This is a genomic window from Paraburkholderia sp. J94, from assembly GCF_905220285.1.
Taxonomy (GTDB): Bacteria; Pseudomonadota; Gammaproteobacteria; order Burkholderiales; family Burkholderiaceae; genus Paraburkholderia; species Paraburkholderia tropica_A.
This window is the reverse complement of record NZ_CAJMZH010000002.1, coordinates 582,943-602,387: the sequence shown is the minus strand read 5'-3', so window position 1 is coordinate 602,387 and position 19,445 is coordinate 582,943. Positions and strand designations below refer to the sequence as shown.

The window sequence follows — 19,445 nt, the reverse complement described above, 5'->3', positions numbered from 1 at the left end:
GTTTTCTCCTGACGTGCGTGGGCGAGCCGGCACGCTCGACGCGCCCGGACAAGGCCAATTCGACCCTGGCAGCGTTCAGCAAACGGTGTTCCCGGCGCGGCTTCGCCGCCTTCAGCGCCCCGTACGTTCGCGCATCGCTTGCGCCACGGCTTCGCGCACGCACGTTGAAAGCAATTCGGAAGCGTGCGTGTGCGCCGCGCGCGCGGGGCGTGCGATCACGAGCGGCTGCACGATGGTCGATTCGCGGATCGGGCGTTCGGCGATCAACGGCGTCTGCGCGACGCCGGGGCTTTGCGTGATGAGCAGCGATACGCCCAGCCCGCTCGCCACCATCGAGCGCACGAGTTCGATCGACGTGGCGCGATAGCGCACGTTGGGAGACAGCCCGCATTGCCAGAACGGCGCCATCAGGAAGTCGCGGCTCTGCGGCAGATCGATTTGAATAAACGGTTCTTTCGCGAGGTCGTGCAGCGACACCGCGCGTTTGCGTTTCGCGAGTGCGGAATCGGCGGGCACCAGCGCGTACGGTTTCAGTTCCGCAAGACGTTCGCGTTCGATGTCGTCGGGCAGGCCCACGTCGTACATCAGCGCGAAATCGATCTGACGTTTATGCAGCCAGGCGTCCAGTTGTGCGAGATCGCCTTCCACAAATCGGATCGACAGGCGCGGAAAACGCGCCTGCGCGATCTTGAGCACGCGCGGTAGATACACGGGCGCAATCGTGCGGAACACGCCGATCTGCACATGGCCGCCGTCTTCGTCGCCGGTGTCGTCGGTTTCGAATGCCGAGGCCGAGGCGAGCAGCGCGCGCGCCTCCGCGAGTTTGCGTTCGCCGAACTGCGTGAGCGTCATGCCCGTGCCCGCGCCGCGCGAGAACAGCGGGGCGCTGAAGTGGGCCTCCAGTTCGCGAATGGCCACCGAGATCGACGGCTGCGAAACGTTCAGATGTCTGGCGGCGGCCGTCGTGCTGCCGGTTTCGGCGGCGGTGACGAAGTAGCGCAATAGTCGCAGGGAAAGGCTCATTCGGCTCACTCGGGTCGGCGCGCGCAGGGCTATATAAAAAACGTATAGGCGTTAATTTATTCCAGTATTTTATCTTATGGCCCGCGCGGCGCATGATCGGTTCACCGGTCGAACCGACCGGATGTTCAGGAGACTCCCGCCGTGACTGATTCCGTGCTGCCGCTGCAAGGTATTCGTGTGATCGATTTTTCCCGCGTGCTGGCGGGGCCGCTGTGCTCGGCGCTGCTTGGCGATCTGGGCGCGGAGATCATCAAGATCGAACCGCCGGGCGGCGACGACTATCGCGCGATCGGCCCCTTCGCAGAAGGCGAAAGCGGCCTCTTCAGCGCGATGAACCGCAACAAGCAAAGCGTCGTGATCGACCTGAAAACCGACGCGGGGCGCGCGCTCGCGCAGTCGCTCTGCGCGCAGGCCGACGTGGTGGTGGAAAACTTCCGGCCAGGCGTGGCCGCGCGGCTCGGTATTGGTTATGAGGCGCTGGCGGCGCGCCATCCGGCGCTCGTCTATGCGAGCGTGTCGGGCTTCGGACAGAGCGGGCCCGAGTCGCATCGTCCGGCCTACGACATCATTCTGCAAGCGATGTGCGGCCTCATGGACGCCACCGGCGCGCCCGACGGCGAACCCACGGTCATCGGCGAATCGGTGTCCGATGTGGTGAGCGGCATCTACGCTTCGTGGGGCGTGCTGGCCGCGCTGCTCGCCCGCGAGCGCACGGGAAAAGGCACGCACGTCGATGTCGCGATGTTCGACGCCACGCTGAGCCTGACCGCCACGCTCGTGTCGCGTTACGCAACGACAGGGGCTTCGCAGCGGCGCGTGGGCAATCGGCATCCGTCCTCGGCGCCGTTCGGCGCGTTCCGCGCGCGCGACGGCCACTATGTCGTCGCCGTGCTGAACAATCGTTTGTTCGCGCGTCTGGCTCAGGCGATCGGCGCGCCGGATCTACCCGATGATGCGCGGTTCGCGAGCGACAGCTTGCGTTGCGAACACGAAGCCGCGCTGCGCGAGCGCATCGAATCGTGGTCGCGCGAACTGACCGTGGCGCAGGTGAACGCCGCATTGAGCGAGGCGGGCATTCCCGTGGCGCCGATTCAAAGCGTGCGCGCGGCGCTCGAAAGCGAACAGGCGCGCGAGCGCGGCTTGCTGGCCGAGGCTTCGTCGGGCGACGGCAAGACCGTGCGCCTGCCGCGCCAGCCCGTGAAATTCTCCGCGTATCCGCAGACGCGCTCGACGCGCGCGCCGCGTCTCGGCGAGCATACGCTGGCGGTGCTATCGCAAAAGCTCGGACTCGACGACGAACAGATGGCCGCGCTGTGTGAAGCCGGTGCAATCGGCGCAATGAATCACGGTTCGAAAAAAGATTCGTATAACGAAATGAAAGAGGAGAGCACCCATGCTTAAGCGACTGGGCGTGAGCGAAGCCGATCTGGAGATCGCCGACGCCATCCGCCGTTACGCGCAAACCGAACTCGCGCCGCGCGCGGCGCAGGTCGATCACGAGGAAATCGCCACGACGCGCTACGTGAGCGCGCTCGCGGAACTCGGCGTGATGGGCATGAATTTGCCGGAGCGCTGGGGCGGCATTGGCGCGACGCCCGCTGCAATCATCCTCGCGCTTTCGGAGATCGCGAGCGCGTGCGCGGCCACGTCGTCGATGATCGGCGCGCATTACCTCGCGACCGATTCGCTGCTGATTGGCGCCGACGACGCGTTGCGCGAGCGCTATCTGCCCGACGCGGCGGCCGGCGCGAAGCTCGGTGCGTTCGCGCTGACCGAGCCGCAGGCCGGCTCGAATCCCGCTGGCATGAAAACCGTCGCGGTGCGCGAAGGCGACGGCTATCGGCTGCGCGGCACCAAGCACTTCATTTCGAACGCTGGCGCGGCGCATTTCATCGTCGTCTATGCGAAAACGTCGCCCGATCAGGGCACGCGCGGCATCAGCGCCTTCGTGGTCGATACGGATACGCCGGGCGTGACCGTCTCGGGCGCGGAAAAGCTCATGGGCATTCGCGGCGCGCCCGCGCACGAGATCGCGCTCGATTGCTTCGTGCCCGCGGCGAATCGTTTGGGCGAAGAGGGCACGGGCTTCCGCACGGCGATGAAGGTGCTCGACAACAGCCGCCTCGACGTGGCGGCGACGAGCCTCGGCATTGCGGAAGCCGCGCTTGCCGATGCGGTGGAATGGGCGAAGCAGCGCGAAGTCGGCGGTGAACCGCTCGCGCGCAAGCAAGGTCTGCAATGGGTGTTCGCCGATATGAAAACGCGTCTGGAAGCGGCCTGGCTGCTCACCTTGCAGGCGGCGGCGCGGCGTGGCGCGGGCGAGCCGTTCACCGATGCCGCGTCGATGGCGAAACTCTACGCCTCGGAAATGGTGGGTTTCGTCACCGACGCCGCGTTGCAAATGCACGGCGGATACGGATTCACGCGCGAACTCCGTGTGGAGCGTCTCGTGCGCGATGCGCGAATTCTGCGCATCTACGAAGGCTCGTCGGAGATTCAACGCACGGTGATCGCGCGCTCCGTGCTCGCCTGAGCCTCGCGGCGATCGTGCCTGACGTGCAGCGACGTTCGCGCGTCAGGCACATGCAGTTTTTTGTTCATATAAATTATTCAAGCCTGTCTTTCACGCCGTTTTTTCCGCACCTTATCTTTCAGCAGTTCCGCCAACAAGGAGCGAAGCATGGCTCGCACCGCAACACGTACTGCAAAAGCTTCGTTGGTCGAGCGGCGCTCGATCGACTATATTCCCGACGCCGAACGCCACGGCAGTCTGCGCAGTCAGTTCACGCTGTGGTTCGGCGCGAATCTGCAAATTACCGCGGTCGTGGTCGGCGCGCTCGCGGTGGTGCTGGGCGGCGACGTTTTCTGGTCGGTCGTCGGCTTGCTCATTGGGCAATTGCTGGGCGGCGTAGTGATGGCGCTGCACGGCGCGCAGGGGCCGCAACTCGGTTTGCCGCAGATGATTTCGAGCCGCGTGCAATTCGGCGTTTATGGCGCGATCATTCCACTCGTGCTGGTGTGCGTGATGTATGTGGGTTTCTCGGCGGGCGGCACGGTGCTGGCCGGGCAGGCGATTGCCCAATTGCTCGATGTCGGCAATACATCAGCAATCCTGATCTTCGCGGCCATCGTGATCTTGCTGGCCGGGCTCGGCTACCGCACGATACATGCAATGGGCCGTGTGGCGAGCGTGGTCGGCACCCTGGCGTTCCTGTATCTGTTCGCGAGCCTGCTGCACGGTCCCGCATGGGAAACGCTCGCGGCCAACCGGCATTTCACGCCCGCTTCGTTTCTGCTGGCAGTGTCGTTGTCGGCGTCGTGGCAAATCGCCTATGGTCCTTATGTGGCCGATTATTCGCGCTATCTGCCGAAATCGACTTCGCCGCTGAAGACGTTCTTCGCGGTGTTCTGCGGGACCGTGCTCGGCGCGCAAGTGGCGATGACCTTTGGCGTGTTCGCCGCCGCGCTCGCGGGCGACCGCTTCGCCGGTCACGAGGTGGCCTTCGTCGTGGGGCTCGGCGCAACGGGCGCGATTGCGTGGATTCTTTATCTGACGATCGCACTGGGCAAACTCACGATCACCACGCTCAACGCTTACGGCAGCGTGATGTCGGTGGCGGCGATCCTCACCGGCATTGGTCAGCGCCGCGAGATTTCGGGCCGCACGCGCATCGCGTTCGTGATACTCACGGTGGGCGTGTCGAGCGCCATTGCGCTCGCGGGGCAGCATGCGTTTCTCAAGGCGTTTTCATCGTTCCTGCTGTTTCTGCTGATTTTCTTCACGCCATGGAGCGCGATCAATCTCGTCGATTACTACTGCGTGACGCGCGAACGTTACGATGTGCCCGCGCTGTTCGATGCGAACGGACGTTATGGGCGCTGGAATAGCGTGGGCATCGCGGTCTATGTGGTGGGCGTGCTGGTGCAGCTGCCGTTTGTCGCCACGGGCTTTTATACGGGGCCGTGGGTCGATCGGCTGGGCGGCGTGGATATTTCGTGGATCGTCGGCATCGTGGTGCCGGGCGCGCTGTATTACTTCGCGACGCGTTTCGCGCGTTCGAACGCGCCTGAGCAGATGATTCTGCCGGAAGCGGCGGGCAGTGTCGAAGCGCAGTACAACGTGCAATAAAAAACGGCCCGTGCGTGCTGGAGGGTGCGCGCCGGGCCAAACGCGGCGCCGTACAGGAACGGCGCCGTCCGAGGGTTAATGCTTCAAATTCGTGGCGGGCTCAGAGATAGCAGGTGCCGTCCACGTAGGCCTTACGCCAGCGCACGATGCTCACGCGCTCGAACAACTCCACTTTCCAGAACGGGTCCTGCGCGATGAACTGTTCGGCTTCCTCGCGCGTTTCTACATCGACGATATAAATGCCGCCGCCCGCGCTGCTGCCGTCGTCGTTGAGCTTCGCGCCGCAGGCGAGCAGCAGCGCCTTGTTGTCGTCGAGAAACGCAAGATGCACATCGCGTTCGCTCGCGCGCACGTGCGCGTGGCCGGGCTTGTCGAAGGTTTCGATCAGAAAGGGCATGACAATCGTGCTCCGTTCAATTGGGCGCGATGGCCGAAGGATGCTGCGCGAGCGGCGTGACGCTGATCTTCATGAACGGAAACAGCGGCAGCGCGGACAGCATCGTGTGCAGTTCGTCGTTCGATTCCACGTCGAATACGCTGTAGTTCGCGTACTCGCCCACCACGCGCCACAGATGGCGCCATTTGCCTTCCTGCTGAAGCTTTTGCGAGAACGCTTTTTCCTCGGCCTTCAGCGCGTCGGCGAAAGCCTTGTCGGTGTCGGCCGGAATCTGGACCTGCATGTGAACGAGAAACAGCATCGTGAACTCCTGTTGATTCGAATGGTGCGAGCGAAGAAGCGTCTTAGCCCCAGATGAGAATCGCCGCCGAATAAACGATGCCGATCCAGATCATCATGATGACCGTGTAGCCCATGATGTCCTTGAGCTTGAGTTTCGACAGCGCGAGCGCGGGCAGAATCCAGAACGGCTGTACCAGATCGTTCCAGGCGTTGCCGAGCATCACGGCCGTGGACGTATGGCCGACCGACGCGCCGATGGTCTTCGCCGCCTCGATCATGAACGGGCCTTGAATGACCCAGTGGCCGCCGCCCGAGGGCGCGAAGAAGTTGATGACGAACGAGCTGATCAAACCCCAGAACGGCAGCGTGGCCGGCGTGGCGACTTTCACGAACGCTTCGGAAAGCGTGTTGACGAGCCCCGACGACGCCATGATCGCCATGATGCCCGCGTAAAACGGATATTGCAGAATGATGCCGCTGATCGTGCGGATGCCTTCGTTGAGCTTCTCCACATAGCGGATCGGCGTGCCGAGCAGCAGGATGCCGAGGAACAGAATGAAGAAGTTGATCAGGTTCAGGTCGATGCTGCCGCCCTGCACGAAATGCAGCGCCACATAGCCCATGCCGATCAGGCCGATCACGTAGCTCAGCACGCGGCTGTTGTTCAGGCGATTGGCGAGCGTGTTGCCTTCGTCCACGTCGATGGCGGGTGCTTCCGCTTTCGACTGCGCTTCGAGCGTGCGGTCGATTTCCTTCACGGGCTGGCCCGCCTTCGGGTGCAGCCACGCGTTCAGCAGCGGCAGCGTGATGATGGTCACGAGGCTCGTGATTAGCATCGTCGGCGAGAAAATCGTTTCGGACAACGGAATGACGCCCATCTGCGCTTCGAGCGGATGGCCCTTCGTCGAGATCAGCACGGGAATGCTGGCCGAGAGCCCGAGACCATAGAGCGTGAAGCCGCTATACGCCGAGGCGATGATGAGCGGATAGTGCACGCCGTTCACGCGCATCGCGAGCTTGCGCGCGACGATGCCGCCCACCACGAGACCGAAGCCCCAGTTCAGATAGCTGCCGATGCCGCCCACCAGCGTCGCGACGATGATCGCCATGCGCGGCGAATTCACGTGCGAGACGAGGCGGTTGAGAAAGCGGTCGGTGAGCGGCGCGGTCGCGAGCACGTAGCCCATCGCGAGAATCACGGCCATCTGGGTGGTGAACGCGAGCAGCGCCCAGAAGCCCTTGCCCCAGCTCGTCGTGAGCGCGGTGACGGCCTGGCCCTGGACGATCACGGCAAGCGCCATCGTGAGCAACGTGAGGCCGATCGCGAAGACGAAGGGATCGGGCAGGTACCGGCGCATCAGCTCGGTGAAGAAGGCGGTGACTCTTTGCATGGCTGTGTCTCTGTCAATTCGTAGTAATTCTGGGTCTCTCTCGCGGTGCGTGCCGCGGGCTTGGGATTCAGTCGTCGCGCTGGGTCGGGGTGTCGGCGTCCTTGTTCGAAGCGGTTTTGCGCTGGCGCGCGAGTTGCATCAGCTGGCGATCGCGCCAGGCCACGCGTGCGTCCCATTGATCGAGCGGCAGTGCGGCGCGGCGCGCGGCTTCCACCTGCGCGACGAGTTCGGGCGTCCACGGATCGTGCTGGCCGCGCTCGGCGCCCATGCGTTCGTACGACGGCCCCATCTTCTGCGCGTGCGAAGCAATGCCGCCGCGCGTATTCAGATCGACGGTTTCGAACGGGCCGATCACCGACCAGCGCGGCGCGAGTCCTTCGCGCATCACGGTGTCGATGTCGTCCACCGACGCGACGCCGTCGCGCACGAGGCAATACGCTTCGCGCAGCACCGCGCCTTGCAGGCGGTTGAAGATGAAGCCCGCGACTTCCTGCTTCACGCGCACGGGCATCAGGCCCGCTTCGCCATACAGCGCGATGGCGCGCGTGGTGGCCGCTGCCGAGGTGAAGGGCGCGGGCACGATCTCGACCACGGGCACGAGATAGGGCGGATTGCCCGGATGCGCGACGAGGCAGCGCGCGTGACCCGGCAAACTTTCGTCGACAAATTTCGACGCCGCGAGAAACGACGAGGCGCTCGCGATGATCGCTTGCGCGGGCGCGGCGCGGTCGAGTTGCGCAAACAACTCGCGCTTGAGTTCGGTGCGCTCGGGCGCGCATTCCTGCACGAGATCGGCTTCGGCGGCGGCGGCTTCGAGCGTATCGACGATCTCCACGCGCGCGGCGATCTGCGCGGCGCTTTCGTCGATCAGCGCGAAGCGCGTGAGGTCGTCGAGACGCAGCGCGATTTCGGCGGGCGCGGCGGCGCGGCGCTGCGCGTCGGGATCGAACAGGCGCACGCGCCAGCCCGCGCGTGCGAACACGACGGCGAAGGCCACGCCGATGCTGCCCGCGCCGACGATGCCCGCGCGGCGCGTGGCGTCCGTGGAAGACACGGCGTGGGCCAAGGTCGATGACATCATCAGACTCCCGCGACGCCGACGGTCATGCCGCCGCACACGTAGAGCACCTGGCCGGTCACGAAACCGCTGCGCGCGTCGAGCAGATACGAGACCGCGTGCGCGACGTCGTCGGGCGTGCCGACGCGCTTGACGGGCACCGCGTCGATGATCGCCTGCGTGCGCGGCGCGCCGGGCGGATTCGCGCGGTCGAAGAGTTCGGTGCGGATCGGGCCGGGGCCGATGGCGTTCGCGGTCACGCCGAACGCGCCCAGTTCGAGTGCCCACACGCGCGTCATGCCGATCAGCGCCGCCTTGGTGGCCGAGTACGCAGTGCGCAGTTCCTTGCCGAGCGCCGCACGCGACGACATGTTGACGATGCGCCCGAAGCCCGCCGCCTTCATGCCCGGCAGCAGCGCCTGCATGCATTGCTGCGAGCAGCGCACGTTGAGCGCCCACGCGCGTTCGAGTTCGTCGAGCGTTTGATGTTCGGCGTCGGCGGGCAGCACCACGCCCACGTTGTTGATGAGGCGCGTGATCGGGCCGCCTTCCAGCGCGCGTTCGAGCGCGGCGGCGGTCGCTTGCGTATCGGCGAGGTCGGCGATGATGCCGTCGCCCATGCGGTCGATGACGACCGCTTCGTAGCCGTCGGCTTCGCAGCGCGCGGCGCATGCCGCGCCGATGCCGGCGGCGCCGCCGGTAATCAGAACTCGTTCTTTAGCCATGTCGGTCAATCTCGGTCAATCGAAAATAGCAGGAATGCTAACTAAAAGGGATCGAATCGAAATTCGAATCAAACCGTGGCGACCGGCGTGACGGGCGAACCCATCGCGCCCGGCAGACGCAGCGGCGGCGCGGTGAGCATGAAACGCGTGCGTCCGTGCTCGCGCAGCCACAGCGCGAGATCGCGCAAATACCAGAGCTCGCCGAGCGGCAGGCCCAGCTTGAACAGGCAGTGATGATGCAGCGGCATGAGCGGATGCTCGCCCGGCGTGGCGGGCGTGCGCGCCGGATAGCGTTCGACGGCGTAGTTGTCGGCGGCCAGCGCGGCGATGCCCGAATCGGTGATCCATTGCAGCAGTTTCTCGTCGCGGCCGTCGAGCGCGCTGCAATGGCTCGCGAGCGCGGCTTCGTCGGGCTGGCGATTCATTTCCAGCACCATTTCGGCGAAACCCGTGCGCAGCACCAGCATGTCGCCGCGTTCGACTTCGATCTTGTCTGCTTCGATCACGCGCATCAGATCGTCGTAACCGACGGTGCGGAATTCGCGCCCGAAATGCGCGGCGAAATCGACGAGGACGCCACGGCCCTGCATGCCTTTCACGGCGAGATTTTCGATGCCGAGCACGTCGGCGTGGCTGTGATCGCCGCCGCAGGCGTGCGGCGCGAAGTTGTTTTCCGCGCGATAGTCCACCGGACCGACGATGTGATCGTTCGCGCGATAGCCGTTGTAATAGACGCTTTCGGCCACGCCGTCGCCATTGGCGTCGAAGCGCGCGCCCACGTGCGCGAGCGCGTCCCATTGCGTCGAATATTGCAGCGAGAGCAGCACCTGGTCGTCGCTGACCACGTCGGTCGCGCCCGCTTCGTTGCGCGCAAACGGGAAGTTCACGTAGGGCAGGCCGTCGCGGAACGTGGGGCGCAGCACCGGCGGATGGCGGCGCACGTTCAGCTTGCTGTCGCCCGGAAAATCGAGCGGCAGCGAGAGCGTGAAGCTCAGGCCCGCGCGAATCTCGCGCGCGCCCTTGAGCACCTGTTCCGTGCCGATGAGGTTGGGACGCCCCAACTGATCGTCGGGACCGAAGTCGCCCCAGTTCGAGCCTTCCGGCCGGTTCTTCCAACGCATGCTGTCTTCCTCCATTCCCGCACTTTTCCCGCTTCCGTGCGCGGCGAAGGCCGCGACGGCGCGCTCAGATCGCAAGCAGCGACGGCGGGATTTGTGCGTACACCTCGAGCAGCGCCTGCACAGCGTGCTGCTCGTTTTTCAAGAGCCGCGCCTTGGGCGCGCCGATGACGAGCGCGAACGCTTCGCCATGAATCAGGAAACCGCGCGCGAGGCCGGCCACGTCTTCCACGCTTTCGCCTGTCGAGCGATGCCAGCCGTCGATCACGCCTTGCTCGACTTCGCGCTCGAACACGGCGCGGTCGATTTCGCGTCCGTCCGTCGCGAGCAGCGGCGGCGAGCAAGTATCGAGCAGCTTGCGGCGCGCGGCGGGCGCGAGCGCGCCGAGCAGCGCCTTGCCCGCGGCGCTCGCGATCGACATGAAGCCGCCGGGCTCGTCGCTGTAGCGGATCTTCTGGCGCGACTCCATCACGTCGAGATAGACGACGCGATTGCCCGCGAGCGTGGCGAGCGCGGCGGTTTCGCCGGTTGCGTCGCGCAGCGCCGAGAGCAGCGGCTGGAACATCAGCGTCAACGGGTCCTCGCTGCAAATGTCGCGCGCGACGTGCAGCAGGCGTTGCGTGGGGTAATAGCCCGCCTTCACGCCCGGCGCGTAGAGGTAGCCCTTGGCCACCATCGTCTGCAACAGGGCATGACAGCTTGAAAGCGGGATCTCGGTTCGACGCGCAATTTCGCTGTAGATCATCGGTTGCCGGACTTCGGCGAAGAGGTTGATCACATCGAAGACGCGGACTGCAGTTTTCACATCCATGAGAGCATTATCGACATACCGATAGCGGTCTGACAATACGCTTACGGGTAAACACCTAAAACGCGCGGGACGCCGTCCAGATTGAGCGCGGCGGCGCCTCGGGTTATCCCTTGGTTGACGCTATGAAGCGGCCGCTCCATAGTCCGCAGCTTCCGTTAGCTGTTCGTAAAACGCATAAGACGTTCGATATACGAACATGCGCAGCGACACATCGGCCGATCGCGGATCGACACCACGACGCCCTGTTTCCAATCGGAAAGAAGACGGAAATCCGCGTGTTTCGCATCGGAAACGCGCGGACAGCAATCGAAAAATGGAGACGTACCTTGGCAGCCACCCCTCTCGATACCCAGCATCGCCAGGCCCGCAAGGCCGGCATCGCCTCGTTCGTCGGCACGACGATCGAGTGGTACGACTTTTACGCGTACAGCACGGCGGCGGCGCTCGTGCTCGGCAAGCTGTTTTTCCCTTCGACCTCGCCGATGGTGGGCACGCTCGCCGCGTTCGCTTCGTTCTGGGTGGGCTTTCTCGCGCGCCCGATTGGCGGCATTGTGTTCGGCCATCTCGGCGACCGCGTCGGCCGCAAGAAAACGCTGATCATCACGCTGATGCTGATGGGCGGCTGCACGACCTTGATGGGCGTGCTGCCCACGTATCAACAGGTGGGCGTGCTCGCGCCCGTGCTGCTGATTTTCCTGCGCCTGCTGCAAGGCATCGCGATGGGCGGCGAGTGGGGCGGCGCGGTCGTGCTCTCGTCGGAGCATGCGCCCAAGGGCAAGGAGATTTTCTATTCGGCGTTCGCGCAGCAGGGCTCGCCCGCCGGTAATCTGCTGGCGACGGTCGCGTTTCTCGTGATCTCGACGCTGCCCGACCATCAGTTCATGACCTGGGGCTGGCGCGTGCCGTTCCTGATGTCGGCGGTGCTCGTGGGCGTCGGTTTGTTTATCCGCATGAGCGTGGACGAATCGCCCGCGATGAAGGAATTGCAGGCGAAGAACAAGGTCGCGAAGCTGCCGATCGGCGAAGTGCTGCGCCATCACAAGGCGCTCGTGGCGATGGGCGTGGGCGCTTGCGTGATCGCGCTGTCGGCGACTTACTTCAAGACCACGTTCGCGCTGTCGTGGGCGGTGACCTCGATCGGTTTCGACCGCACGCAGTTCCTGAGCGTGATTACGTTCGCGATCGTCGTGCAATTGATCGTGCAGCCGTTCGGCGCGGTGCTGGCCACGAAGCTCGATCTGAAGAAGGCGATCGTCTATATGCTCGTGCCGGAAATCGTCGCGCTGCCGATCATGTTCTCGCTGATCGCCACCGGCTCGACGAAGCTCGCGATGATCGGCATGGCGCTCGCCTCGATTCCGCACTCGCTCTATTACGCGGCGATGGCCGGCATGCTCGCGAAGGCGTTCCCGGCGCAAGTGCGTTATACGGGCATTTCGCTCGCGTATCAGATCTGCGGGATGCTGTTCGCGGGCACCACGCCGATTCTCGGCCAGTACCTGCTGAGCGCCACGGGCAGCATTCTTTCGGTGGTCGCGCTGGGCATCGTGCACGTGATCATCACGCTGGTGTGCGCGCTGATGCTGGTGACGCGCATGCAGGGCGAGGGCACGCTGAGCACGCAGCGCGTGGTGACGGCGCGAACCTGATTACGTGTGACTGATTAATAGAAGCGGATAGAAGCAAACAGGGCGCGGTGAGAACCGCGCCCTGTTTGTATTTGGCGATTGGAAATCAGCGCGGAATTCAGCGCCGCGCCCGCTCCACTTCCAGATAGCGCTCGTGCAGCGCCTGCCCGAACACCGTGTCGACCTCGCGCGCCACGCCCGCGCGCGTGAACAGCGCGATGGGCGGCAGCGTCCAGTCGAAGGTGTAGGGCACGATCGCCACGCCCGCGATATGCACGAGTTCCTCGGCGATATCGGCGGGCACGATCGAGACGGCGTCGTCGTTGGCGACGATCATTTCGCCGATCAGCCGCGACGTATAACTCTCGACGATCGGCACGGGCGGCGAGACGCCCGCATGCAGGAACAGATCGTCGATCTGCTCGCGGATGGGCGTATTGGGCGCGCCCAGAATCCAGTCGAGTTCGGCGAGCTTCTGCCAGTTCGCCTTGCTGCGCCCGAGCCGCGCCGCGAGACGGCGGCTTGCGATCAGCCGCGGCGTCTGCTGATGCAGCACCTCGAAGCGCAGTTGCGCGACGTCGACGGTCGCCGATGCGCGGCCGATCACGATGTCGAGCGTATGGTCGCGCAGTTGCGGCAGCAGCGCGTCGCTGGTGCCTTCGTGAATCGTCATGGTCACGCGCTGCGGCAGGCGCGACTGCGCGAGCCGGATCGCCGAGGCGAGCGTGCGCCCCGAAATAAACGGGATCACGCCCACGTGCAGGCGCGCGGCGTGGCCCGACTGCACGGCCTCGATGTCGCGTGCGAGGTGGTCGAGATCGTGCAGCATGGCCTGGGCGCGCGCGAGCACCACGTTGCCGAGCGCCGTGGGCGTCATGCCGCGCGGCGAGCGGTCGAACAGCGGCGCGCCGAACATGCTCTCCATTTCGGCCAGCGCATTGGTGACGGCGGGCTGGCTCGTGGCCATGTGCTCGGCCACGCGCGTGAGCGACCCGTGCTGGCGGATCTGCAGCAGCAGCACGAGGTGACGCATTTTCAGGCGCGTATTGAGGCGCCGGGTGACTTCTTCGGTACTGAAAGACACGTTCCGCTTGTCCACGGGCTACCGGGGCGGTATCCGGGGAGGCATCAGGAAAAAATAATGGCCCCATACTAAATCAAAATGGGGAGCTTATGACGGCTCACTAGAATCGCCTCATTCGAACATGACCGCCGCGCCGTCCGCGCGCCCGGCACACTATCAGAGTGAGGAACATGAACAAGACCGATCGTCAGGCCGCCCTCGAATATCACGAGTTCCCCACGCCGGGCAAGATTTCCGTGACGGCCAGCAAGCCGCTCGTCACGCAGCGCGACCTCGCACTGGCCTACACGCCGGGCGTGGCCGTGGCCTGCGAGGAAATCGTCACCGATCCGCAGAACTCGTTCCGCTACACCGCGCGCGGCAATCTGGTGGGCGTGATCACGAACGGCACGGCCGTGCTCGGTCTGGGCAATATCGGCGCGCTGGCGTCGAAGCCGGTCATGGAAGGCAAGGCGGTGCTGTTCAAGAAGTTCGCCGGCATCGACGTGTTCGACATCGAAGTCACCGAAAGCGACCCGGACAAGCTCGTCGACATCATCGCGAGCCTCGAAGCCACGTTCGGCGGCATCAATCTGGAAGACATCAAGGCGCCGGACTGCTTCACGGTCGAGCGCAAGCTGCGCGAACGCATGAAGATTCCGGTCTTCCACGACGATCAGCACGGCACGGCCATTACCGTTTCGGCGGCGTTCCTCAATGGTCTGAAGGTTGTCGGCAAGGATATTTCGAAGGTCAAGGTCGTGACCTCGGGCGCGGGCGCGGCGGCGCTGGCCTGTCTGGACCTGATGGTCGATCTGGGCCTGCCGCTCCAGAACATCTGGGTGACGGACATCGACGGCGTGGTCTATCAAGGCCGCACGACGCTGATGGACCCGGACAAGGAGCGCTTCGCGCAGGACACCTCCGCGCGTTCGCTGAGCGAAGTGATCGACGGCGCGGACGTGTTCCTCGGCCTTTCGGCGGGCGGCGTGCTCAAGGCCGAGATGGTCAAGAAGATGGCCGACAAGCCGCTGATTCTCGCGCTCGCCAACCCGACGCCGGAAATCTTCCCGGAAATCGCGCTCGAAGCGCGCCCCGACGCAGTGCTGGCCACGGGCCGTTCGGACTTCCCGAACCAGGTCAACAACGTGCTGTGCTTCCCGTACATCTTCCGCGGCGCGCTCGACGTGGGCGCGACGACCATCACGCGCAAGATGGAAATCGCGGCCGTGCACGCCATCGCGCAGCTGGCCGAAGAAGAACTGAACGACTCCGTCGCGGCAGCCTATGGCGCGTACGATCTGCGCTTCGGTCCGAAGTACCTGATCCCGAAGCCCTTCGATTCGCGCCTGATCGTGCGTATCGCGCCGGCCGTGGCGAAGGCCGCGATGGAAGACGGCGTGGCCACGCGCCCGATCGACGACTTCGCCGCCTACACGAACGAGCTGCAACAGTTCGTGTACCACTCGGGCGCGTTCATGAAGCCGATCTTCGCGGCCGCCAAGCAGTTCGTCCGTGACGGCGCGAAGTCGCGCATCGTGTTCGCGGAAGGCGAGGAAGAGCGCGTGCTGCGCGCGGTGCAGGTGATCGTCGACGAGAAACTCGCGCGTCCGATCCTGATCGGCCGTCCCGAAGTGCTGCTCGCGCGCATCGAGAAATTCGGTCTGCGCCTGAAGCTCGGCGAGGACGTCGAAGTCACCAACCCGGAATATGACGAGCGCTTCAATCAATACTGGAACACGTATTGGGAACTGCGCTGCCGCGACGGCATTTCGAAGGAAATGGCGCGCGTGGAAATGCGCCGCCGTCTCACGCTGATCGGCGCGATGATGGTGCGCCTCGGCGACGCCGACGGCATGGTGTGCGGCACGGTGGGCGCGTATCACGACCACCTGCGTTTCGTCGACGAAGCGATCGGCATGCATCGCAACGCGAAGACGTATGCGGCGATGAATATCCTGCTGCTCGACAAGCGCACGGTCGCGATCGTCGATACGCACATCAACGACAATCCGAACGCCGAACAGATCGCCGAATTCACGCTGGCCGCCGCGCGCCAGATGGAATGGCTCAATCTGCAACCGAAGGTCGCGCTGCTGTCGCGCTCGAATTTCGGCTCGGGCAGCTCGGCGTCGGGCACGAAGATGCGCGAAGTGCTCAAGCTCGTCACGGCGCAGAATCCCGATCTGGAAATCGACGGCGAAATGCACGGCGATTGCGCGCTCGACGAAGCTCTGCGCCTGCGTATCCTGCCGCATTCGAAGCTCAAGGGCGCGGCGAATCTGCTGGTGTGCCCGAATGTGGATTCGGGGAATATCGCCTATAACCTGCTGAAAACGGGTGCGGGCAGCAATGTGGCGGTCGGCCCGTTCCTGCTCGGCGTGAATGCGCCGGTGAACATTCTCACGTCCAGCTCGACGGTGCGACGCATCATCAATATGGCGGCGTTGACGGTGCTGCAAGCGAACCGCGACTAAGCGTTTCATTCCGCGCATTCACGAATTCACGGATTCACGAGTTCGCGGATTCGAACAACGGCGACCCTGGTGGTTTCACCAGGGTCGCCGTTTTTTATTTGAGCGATCCGCTTTCTGTGCCGGTGATTATTCAACTCGCATCGGGCCGATACGCTTTTGTTATTGCCCCATGCTTCATTCGGATTGTTCCGCTATCGCGGACTGCCTATATTGCTTGAGCAATGCTCAAGTCCAATATCAGGAGACACCGCATGAAGCTGGTCCGATGGGGCAGTAAGGGTATTGAAAAGCCGGGCGCGCTCGACCGCGATGGGCGCATCCGCGATCTCTCCGGCGTGCTGCCCGATCTCGCGGGCGCCGCGCTCTCGTCGGCCTCCCTCGCCCGACTCGACGCGCTCGATCTGTCCAGCTTGCCGCTCGCGCCCGCCGATGCGCGCCTCGGGCCTTGCGTGGGCCGGGTCGGCAAGATCGTCTGCGTGGGCCTCAATTATTCCGATCACGCCGCTGAATCCAATATGCCGGTGCCGAGCGAACCCGTGCTGTTTCTCAAGGCGACGAGTTCGATTTGCGGCCCCAACGACGACGTGGTGATTCCGCCCGGCGCGCAGAAAGTCGATTGGGAAGTCGAATTGGGCGTGGTGATCGGCGAAACGGCGCAATATGTGTCGCGCGAAAATGCGCTCGATTATGTCGCCGGTTATTGCGTCGTGAACGACGTCTCGGAGCGCGCGTGGCAAATCGAACGCGGCGGCCAATGGGACAAGGGCAAGGGCGCGGATACGTTCGCGCCGCTCGGCCCGTGGCTGGTCACGCGCGATGAAATTCCCGATCCGCAAGCGCTCGACATGTGGCTCGACGTCGACGGCAAGCGCTATCAGCAAGGCAATACGCGCACGATGATTTTCGACGTGGCGACTGTCGTGTCCTATATCAGCCATTTCATGAGCCTGCAGCCCGGCGATGTGATTTCGACCGGCACGCCGCCCGGCGTCGGCATGGGCCAGAAGCCCGCGCCGGTTTATCTGCGCGCGGGCCAGACCATGCGTCTGGGCGTGGCGGGACTCGGAGAGCAGCAGCAGCGCACCGTGGCGAGCACGGCGCAGGCTTCGGCATTCACTCGATAAAGGACGGCGCCATGAACCAACTGGATCTGAAGAATCGCGTCATGGTGGTGACGGGCGGCGCGCGCGGCATTGGCTATGCGGTGGCGCAGCGCGCCTTGCGCTCGGGCGCGGCCGTCGCGCTCTGGGATATCGACGCCGAGCGGCTCGAACGTTCGCGCAAGGAGTTGTCGGAACTGGGCAGCGTCTCGGTCGTGAAAGTCGAACTCACGGACGAGCACTCCGTGGAAGCCGCCGCGCAGCAGACCGTGAAAGACCACGGCGGCATTCATGCGCTCGTGAATAGCGCGGGTATTACGGGCGGCAACGGCCTGCTGTGGGAATTGCCGGTCGAGGTCTGGCGCCGCGTGATCGACGTGAATCTGATCGGCAGCTATCTGACCTGCCGCGCCGTGGTGCCGCGCATGCTCGAACAGGGTTATGGGCGCATCGTCAATATCGCTTCGGTGGCGGGCAAGGAAGGCAATCCAAATGCTTCGCACTACAGTGCATCGAAAGCGGGGCTGATCGGTTTGACGAAGTCGCTCGGCAAGGAACTCGCGACGAAGAATATTCTCGTGAATGCGGTCACGCCGGCCGCAGCGAAAACCGAAATCTTCGATTCGATGAAGCAGGAGCATATCGACTATATGCTCGCGAAGATTCCGATGAATCGCTTCCTGATGCCCGATGAAGCGGCCGCGATGATCGTCTGGCTGTGCTCGGAAGATTGCGCGTTCAGCACGGGTTCGGTGTTCGATTTGTCGGGCGGCCGCGCGACGTATTAAAGCGCTTGCTTCGTCAGTCGATGTGCCCGGCCAGCCGGGCGCATCACAACCCACTGCGCACCCCGGCGGTTCCGCCGCCGGATCAGGAGAGTTCGATGTCGAGCGAAGCATCGCAGGCGTCCTTGCACGCGCAGTCCGCGGTCCGCAAGGCCATGCGCAGGCTGTTGCCGTTCCTGCTCTTGATGTATGTGCTCGCCTTTCTCGACCGCGCGAATATCGGCTTCGCGCAGAAGGCCTTGCAGCACGACACCGGTTTGTCGGACGCGGCGTTTGCATTCGGCGCGGGCGTGTTTTTCGCGGGCTATGCGCTGTTCGAGGTGCCGAGCAATCTGCTGCTGCATCGCATGGGCGCGCGCATCTGGATGTGCCGCATCATGGTCACGTGGGGCCTCGTTTCCGCCGCGATGGCGTGGGTGCAATCGCCCACCTCTTTTTATGTGCTGCGTTTTTTGCTGGGCGTGGCCGAAGCGGGATTTTTCCCCGGCATCATTTATTACCTCACGCAATGGTTTCCGCAATCGTCGCGGGCGCGCGCGATCGGCGTGTTTTATTTCGGCGCGCCGCTGGCGTTTATCTTCGGCGGACCTTTGTCGGGATTCCTGATCGATCTGCACGGCGTGGGCGGATTGACGGGGTGGAAGTGGCTGTTTCTCGTCGAAGGCGGGCTCGCGTCGGCCGTGGGCGTCTGGGCGTTCTGGTATCTGACCGACCGCCCCGACGACGCACGCTGGCTCGATATCGACGAACGGCGCGCATTGATGGCAGCGTTGCGCGTCGATGCGAGCGAGGCGATGGCGCACGGCCCGCGCGATGCGCTCGCGGCGCTCGTGGACAAACGCGTGCTCGCCTATGCCGCGATTTACGCGCTGATCCAGATGAGCGTCTACGGCGTGGTGTTTTTTCTGCCGCAACAGGTTGCCTCGCTGGCGGGCGCGAAAGTCGGCTTGAAGGTAGGGCTGCTGGCGGCGGTGCCGTGGCTGTGCGCTGTGGCGCTCACCTGGATCGTGCCGCGCCGTGCCGATCGCTTCGGCAGCCATCGCGCATGGACCGTGCGTCTGCTCGTGCTGTCCGGGCTCGGCATCGCGGTGTCGGGCGCGGCGGGCGGCACGGGGTCCACGGGCAGCGCCATCGTTGCGATGGCGGCGCTCTGTTGCGCGGCGAGCGGCTTTATCGCGGCGCAGCCGCTGTTCTGGACTTTTCCCGCGCGTGAACTCGCGGGCACCGCCTCCGCGAGCGGCATCGCGCTGATCAACTCGCTCGGCGGATTAGGCGGCTTCATCGCGCCGCTGATGCGCGCCGCCGCGGACCAACGGTTCGGCTCGCACGCAGCCGGCCTCGAATTGCTGGGACTCGCGAGCCTCGCCGCGGCGGTGCTCGTACTCATCGTCGTACCACGCGCGGGCGCACGCACCGCGGGCGCTTTCGAGCGGCCCGCCGGGCGCGTGCGCTGAACGCA

At 64.5% G+C, this 19,445-nt stretch carries 17 protein-coding genes; 8 read left to right on the top strand and 9 right to left on the bottom strand.

Annotated features, from left to right (window positions below):
- Positions 1-111: 111 nt before the first annotated feature.
- On the bottom strand, positions 112-1,023 hold the full coding sequence (locus U4Y88_RS05980; RefSeq protein ID WP_321782887.1) for a LysR family transcriptional regulator: 912 nt from the start codon (positions 1,021-1,023) through the stop codon (positions 112-114).
- 141 nt (positions 1,024-1,164) lie between these two features.
- On the opposite strand from U4Y88_RS05980, the gene U4Y88_RS05975 reads away from it, so the two are divergent.
- From U4Y88_RS05975 to U4Y88_RS05965, 3 genes are all read left to right on the top strand, one after another.
- Positions 1,165-2,424, top strand: coding sequence for a CoA transferase (locus tag U4Y88_RS05975; RefSeq protein ID WP_321782885.1), 1,260 nt, complete (start codon positions 1,165-1,167; stop codon positions 2,422-2,424).
- Positions 2,417-3,556 (top strand): acyl-CoA dehydrogenase family protein, encoded by a 1,140-nt coding sequence (locus tag U4Y88_RS05970; protein ID WP_310631220.1) that lies wholly within the window; start codon positions 2,417-2,419, stop codon positions 3,554-3,556. The genes U4Y88_RS05975 and U4Y88_RS05970 overlap by 8 nt, the downstream gene beginning before the upstream one ends.
- 147 nt (positions 3,557-3,703) lie before the next feature.
- On the top strand, positions 3,704-5,152 hold the full coding sequence (locus U4Y88_RS05965; protein WP_321782883.1) for a cytosine permease: 1,449 nt from the start codon (positions 3,704-3,706) through the stop codon (positions 5,150-5,152).
- Between the two features lie 100 nt (positions 5,153-5,252).
- Here the strand turns inward: U4Y88_RS05965 and U4Y88_RS05960 are convergent, their stop codons facing one another.
- The 7 genes from U4Y88_RS05960 to U4Y88_RS05930 all read right to left on the bottom strand — a co-directional run bounded on the left by U4Y88_RS05960 (position 5,253) and on the right by U4Y88_RS05930 (position 10,933).
- Entirely contained in the window at positions 5,253-5,549 is a 297-nt protein-coding gene (locus U4Y88_RS05960) for a YciI family protein (RefSeq protein ID WP_310631218.1), read from the bottom strand.
- A 16-nt stretch (positions 5,550-5,565) separates the two neighbouring features.
- Positions 5,566-5,850: a muconolactone Delta-isomerase gene (catC, locus tag U4Y88_RS05955; protein WP_065057970.1), complete on the bottom strand. Its 285-nt coding sequence runs from the start codon at positions 5,848-5,850 to the stop codon at positions 5,566-5,568.
- Positions 5,851-5,893: 43 nt separating this feature from the next.
- On the bottom strand, positions 5,894-7,222 hold the full coding sequence (locus U4Y88_RS05950; RefSeq protein WP_224011625.1) for a short-chain fatty acid transporter: 1,329 nt from the start codon (positions 7,220-7,222) through the stop codon (positions 5,894-5,896).
- A 67-nt stretch (positions 7,223-7,289) separates the two neighbouring features.
- On the bottom strand, positions 7,290-8,300 hold the full coding sequence (locus U4Y88_RS05945; protein WP_321782882.1) for a 3-hydroxyacyl-CoA dehydrogenase: 1,011 nt from the start codon (positions 8,298-8,300) through the stop codon (positions 7,290-7,292).
- 2 nt (positions 8,301-8,302) lie between these two features.
- Entirely contained in the window at positions 8,303-9,004 is a 702-nt protein-coding gene (locus U4Y88_RS05940; protein ID WP_310633937.1) for an SDR family oxidoreductase, read from the bottom strand.
- Between the two features lie 68 nt (positions 9,005-9,072).
- Positions 9,073-10,125 carry a cyclase family protein gene (locus U4Y88_RS05935; protein WP_321782880.1) on the bottom strand — a complete coding sequence of 351 codons (1,053 nt, stop codon included), beginning with the start codon at positions 10,123-10,125 and terminating at the stop codon, positions 9,073-9,075.
- Between the two features lie 64 nt (positions 10,126-10,189).
- Positions 10,190-10,933, bottom strand: a complete 744-nt coding sequence (locus U4Y88_RS05930; protein ID WP_321782878.1) for an IclR family transcriptional regulator — start codon at positions 10,931-10,933, stop codon at positions 10,190-10,192.
- 326 nt (positions 10,934-11,259) lie between these two features.
- On the opposite strand from U4Y88_RS05930, the gene U4Y88_RS05925 reads away from it, so the two are divergent.
- Positions 11,260-12,582, top strand: coding sequence for an MFS transporter (locus tag U4Y88_RS05925; protein ID WP_321782876.1), 1,323 nt, complete (start codon positions 11,260-11,262; stop codon positions 12,580-12,582).
- Between the two features lie 97 nt (positions 12,583-12,679).
- Here U4Y88_RS05925 and U4Y88_RS05920 read toward each other — a convergent pair whose 3' ends face one another.
- Positions 12,680-13,645 carry a LysR family transcriptional regulator gene (locus U4Y88_RS05920; protein ID WP_310633941.1) on the bottom strand — a complete coding sequence of 322 codons (966 nt, stop codon included), beginning with the start codon at positions 13,643-13,645 and terminating at the stop codon, positions 12,680-12,682.
- A 170-nt stretch (positions 13,646-13,815) separates the two neighbouring features.
- Between U4Y88_RS05920 and U4Y88_RS05915 the strand changes: the two genes are divergently transcribed.
- The 4 genes from U4Y88_RS05915 to U4Y88_RS05900 all read left to right on the top strand — a co-directional run bounded on the left by U4Y88_RS05915 (position 13,816) and on the right by U4Y88_RS05900 (position 19,440).
- The gene (locus tag U4Y88_RS05915) at positions 13,816-16,101 is read left to right on the top strand and encodes an NADP-dependent malic enzyme (RefSeq protein WP_224011618.1); all 2,286 of its coding nucleotides are present in this window, start codon (positions 13,816-13,818) and stop codon (positions 16,099-16,101) included.
- Positions 16,102-16,352: 251 nt separating this feature from the next.
- A complete protein-coding gene (locus U4Y88_RS05910; RefSeq protein ID WP_321782874.1) occupies positions 16,353-17,225 on the top strand; it encodes a fumarylacetoacetate hydrolase family protein in 873 nt (290 codons plus the stop codon).
- 11 nt (positions 17,226-17,236) lie between these two features.
- Complete coding sequence (locus tag U4Y88_RS05905) at positions 17,237-17,989, top strand: SDR family NAD(P)-dependent oxidoreductase (protein WP_224011616.1); 753 nt, start codon at positions 17,237-17,239, stop codon at positions 17,987-17,989.
- Between the two features lie 95 nt (positions 17,990-18,084).
- Positions 18,085-19,440, top strand: a complete 1,356-nt coding sequence (locus tag U4Y88_RS05900) for an MFS transporter (protein WP_321782872.1) — start codon at positions 18,085-18,087, stop codon at positions 19,438-19,440.
- Positions 19,441-19,445: the final 5 nt, after the last annotated feature.

Bases quoted from the DNA above. Each gene is read 5' to 3' on its own strand.
- U4Y88_RS05960 (WP_310631218.1), bottom strand. From the start codon at position 5,549: ATGCCCTTTCTGATCGAAACCTTCGACAAGCCCGGCCACGCGCACGTG.
- catC (WP_065057970.1), bottom strand. From the start codon at position 5,850: ATGCTGTTTCTCGTTCACATGCAGGTCCAGATTCCGGCCGACACCGAC.
- U4Y88_RS05905 (WP_224011616.1), top strand. From the start codon at position 17,237: ATGAACCAACTGGATCTGAAGAATCGCGTCATGGTGGTGACGGGCGGC.
- U4Y88_RS05940 (WP_310633937.1), bottom strand. From the start codon at position 9,004: ATGGCTAAAGAACGAGTTCTGATTACCGGCGGCGCCGCCGGCATCGGC.
- U4Y88_RS05945 (WP_321782882.1), bottom strand. From the start codon at position 8,300: ATGTCATCGACCTTGGCCCACGCCGTGTCTTCCACGGACGCCACGCGC.
- U4Y88_RS05965 (WP_321782883.1), top strand. From the start codon at position 3,704: ATGGCTCGCACCGCAACACGTACTGCAAAAGCTTCGTTGGTCGAGCGG.
- U4Y88_RS05930 (WP_321782878.1), bottom strand. From the start codon at position 10,933: ATGGATGTGAAAACTGCAGTCCGCGTCTTCGATGTGATCAACCTCTTC.
- U4Y88_RS05970 (WP_310631220.1), top strand. From the start codon at position 2,417: ATGCTTAAGCGACTGGGCGTGAGCGAAGCCGATCTGGAGATCGCCGAC.
- U4Y88_RS05915 (WP_224011618.1), top strand. From the start codon at position 13,816: ATGAACAAGACCGATCGTCAGGCCGCCCTCGAATATCACGAGTTCCCC.
- U4Y88_RS05900 (WP_321782872.1), top strand. From the start codon at position 18,085: ATGTCGAGCGAAGCATCGCAGGCGTCCTTGCACGCGCAGTCCGCGGTC.
- U4Y88_RS05980 (WP_321782887.1), bottom strand. From the start codon at position 1,023: ATGAGCCTTTCCCTGCGACTATTGCGCTACTTCGTCACCGCCGCCGAA.
- U4Y88_RS05935 (WP_321782880.1), bottom strand. From the start codon at position 10,125: ATGCGTTGGAAGAACCGGCCGGAAGGCTCGAACTGGGGCGACTTCGGT.
- U4Y88_RS05910 (WP_321782874.1), top strand. From the start codon at position 16,353: ATGAAGCTGGTCCGATGGGGCAGTAAGGGTATTGAAAAGCCGGGCGCG.
- U4Y88_RS05950 (WP_224011625.1), bottom strand. From the start codon at position 7,222: ATGCAAAGAGTCACCGCCTTCTTCACCGAGCTGATGCGCCGGTACCTG.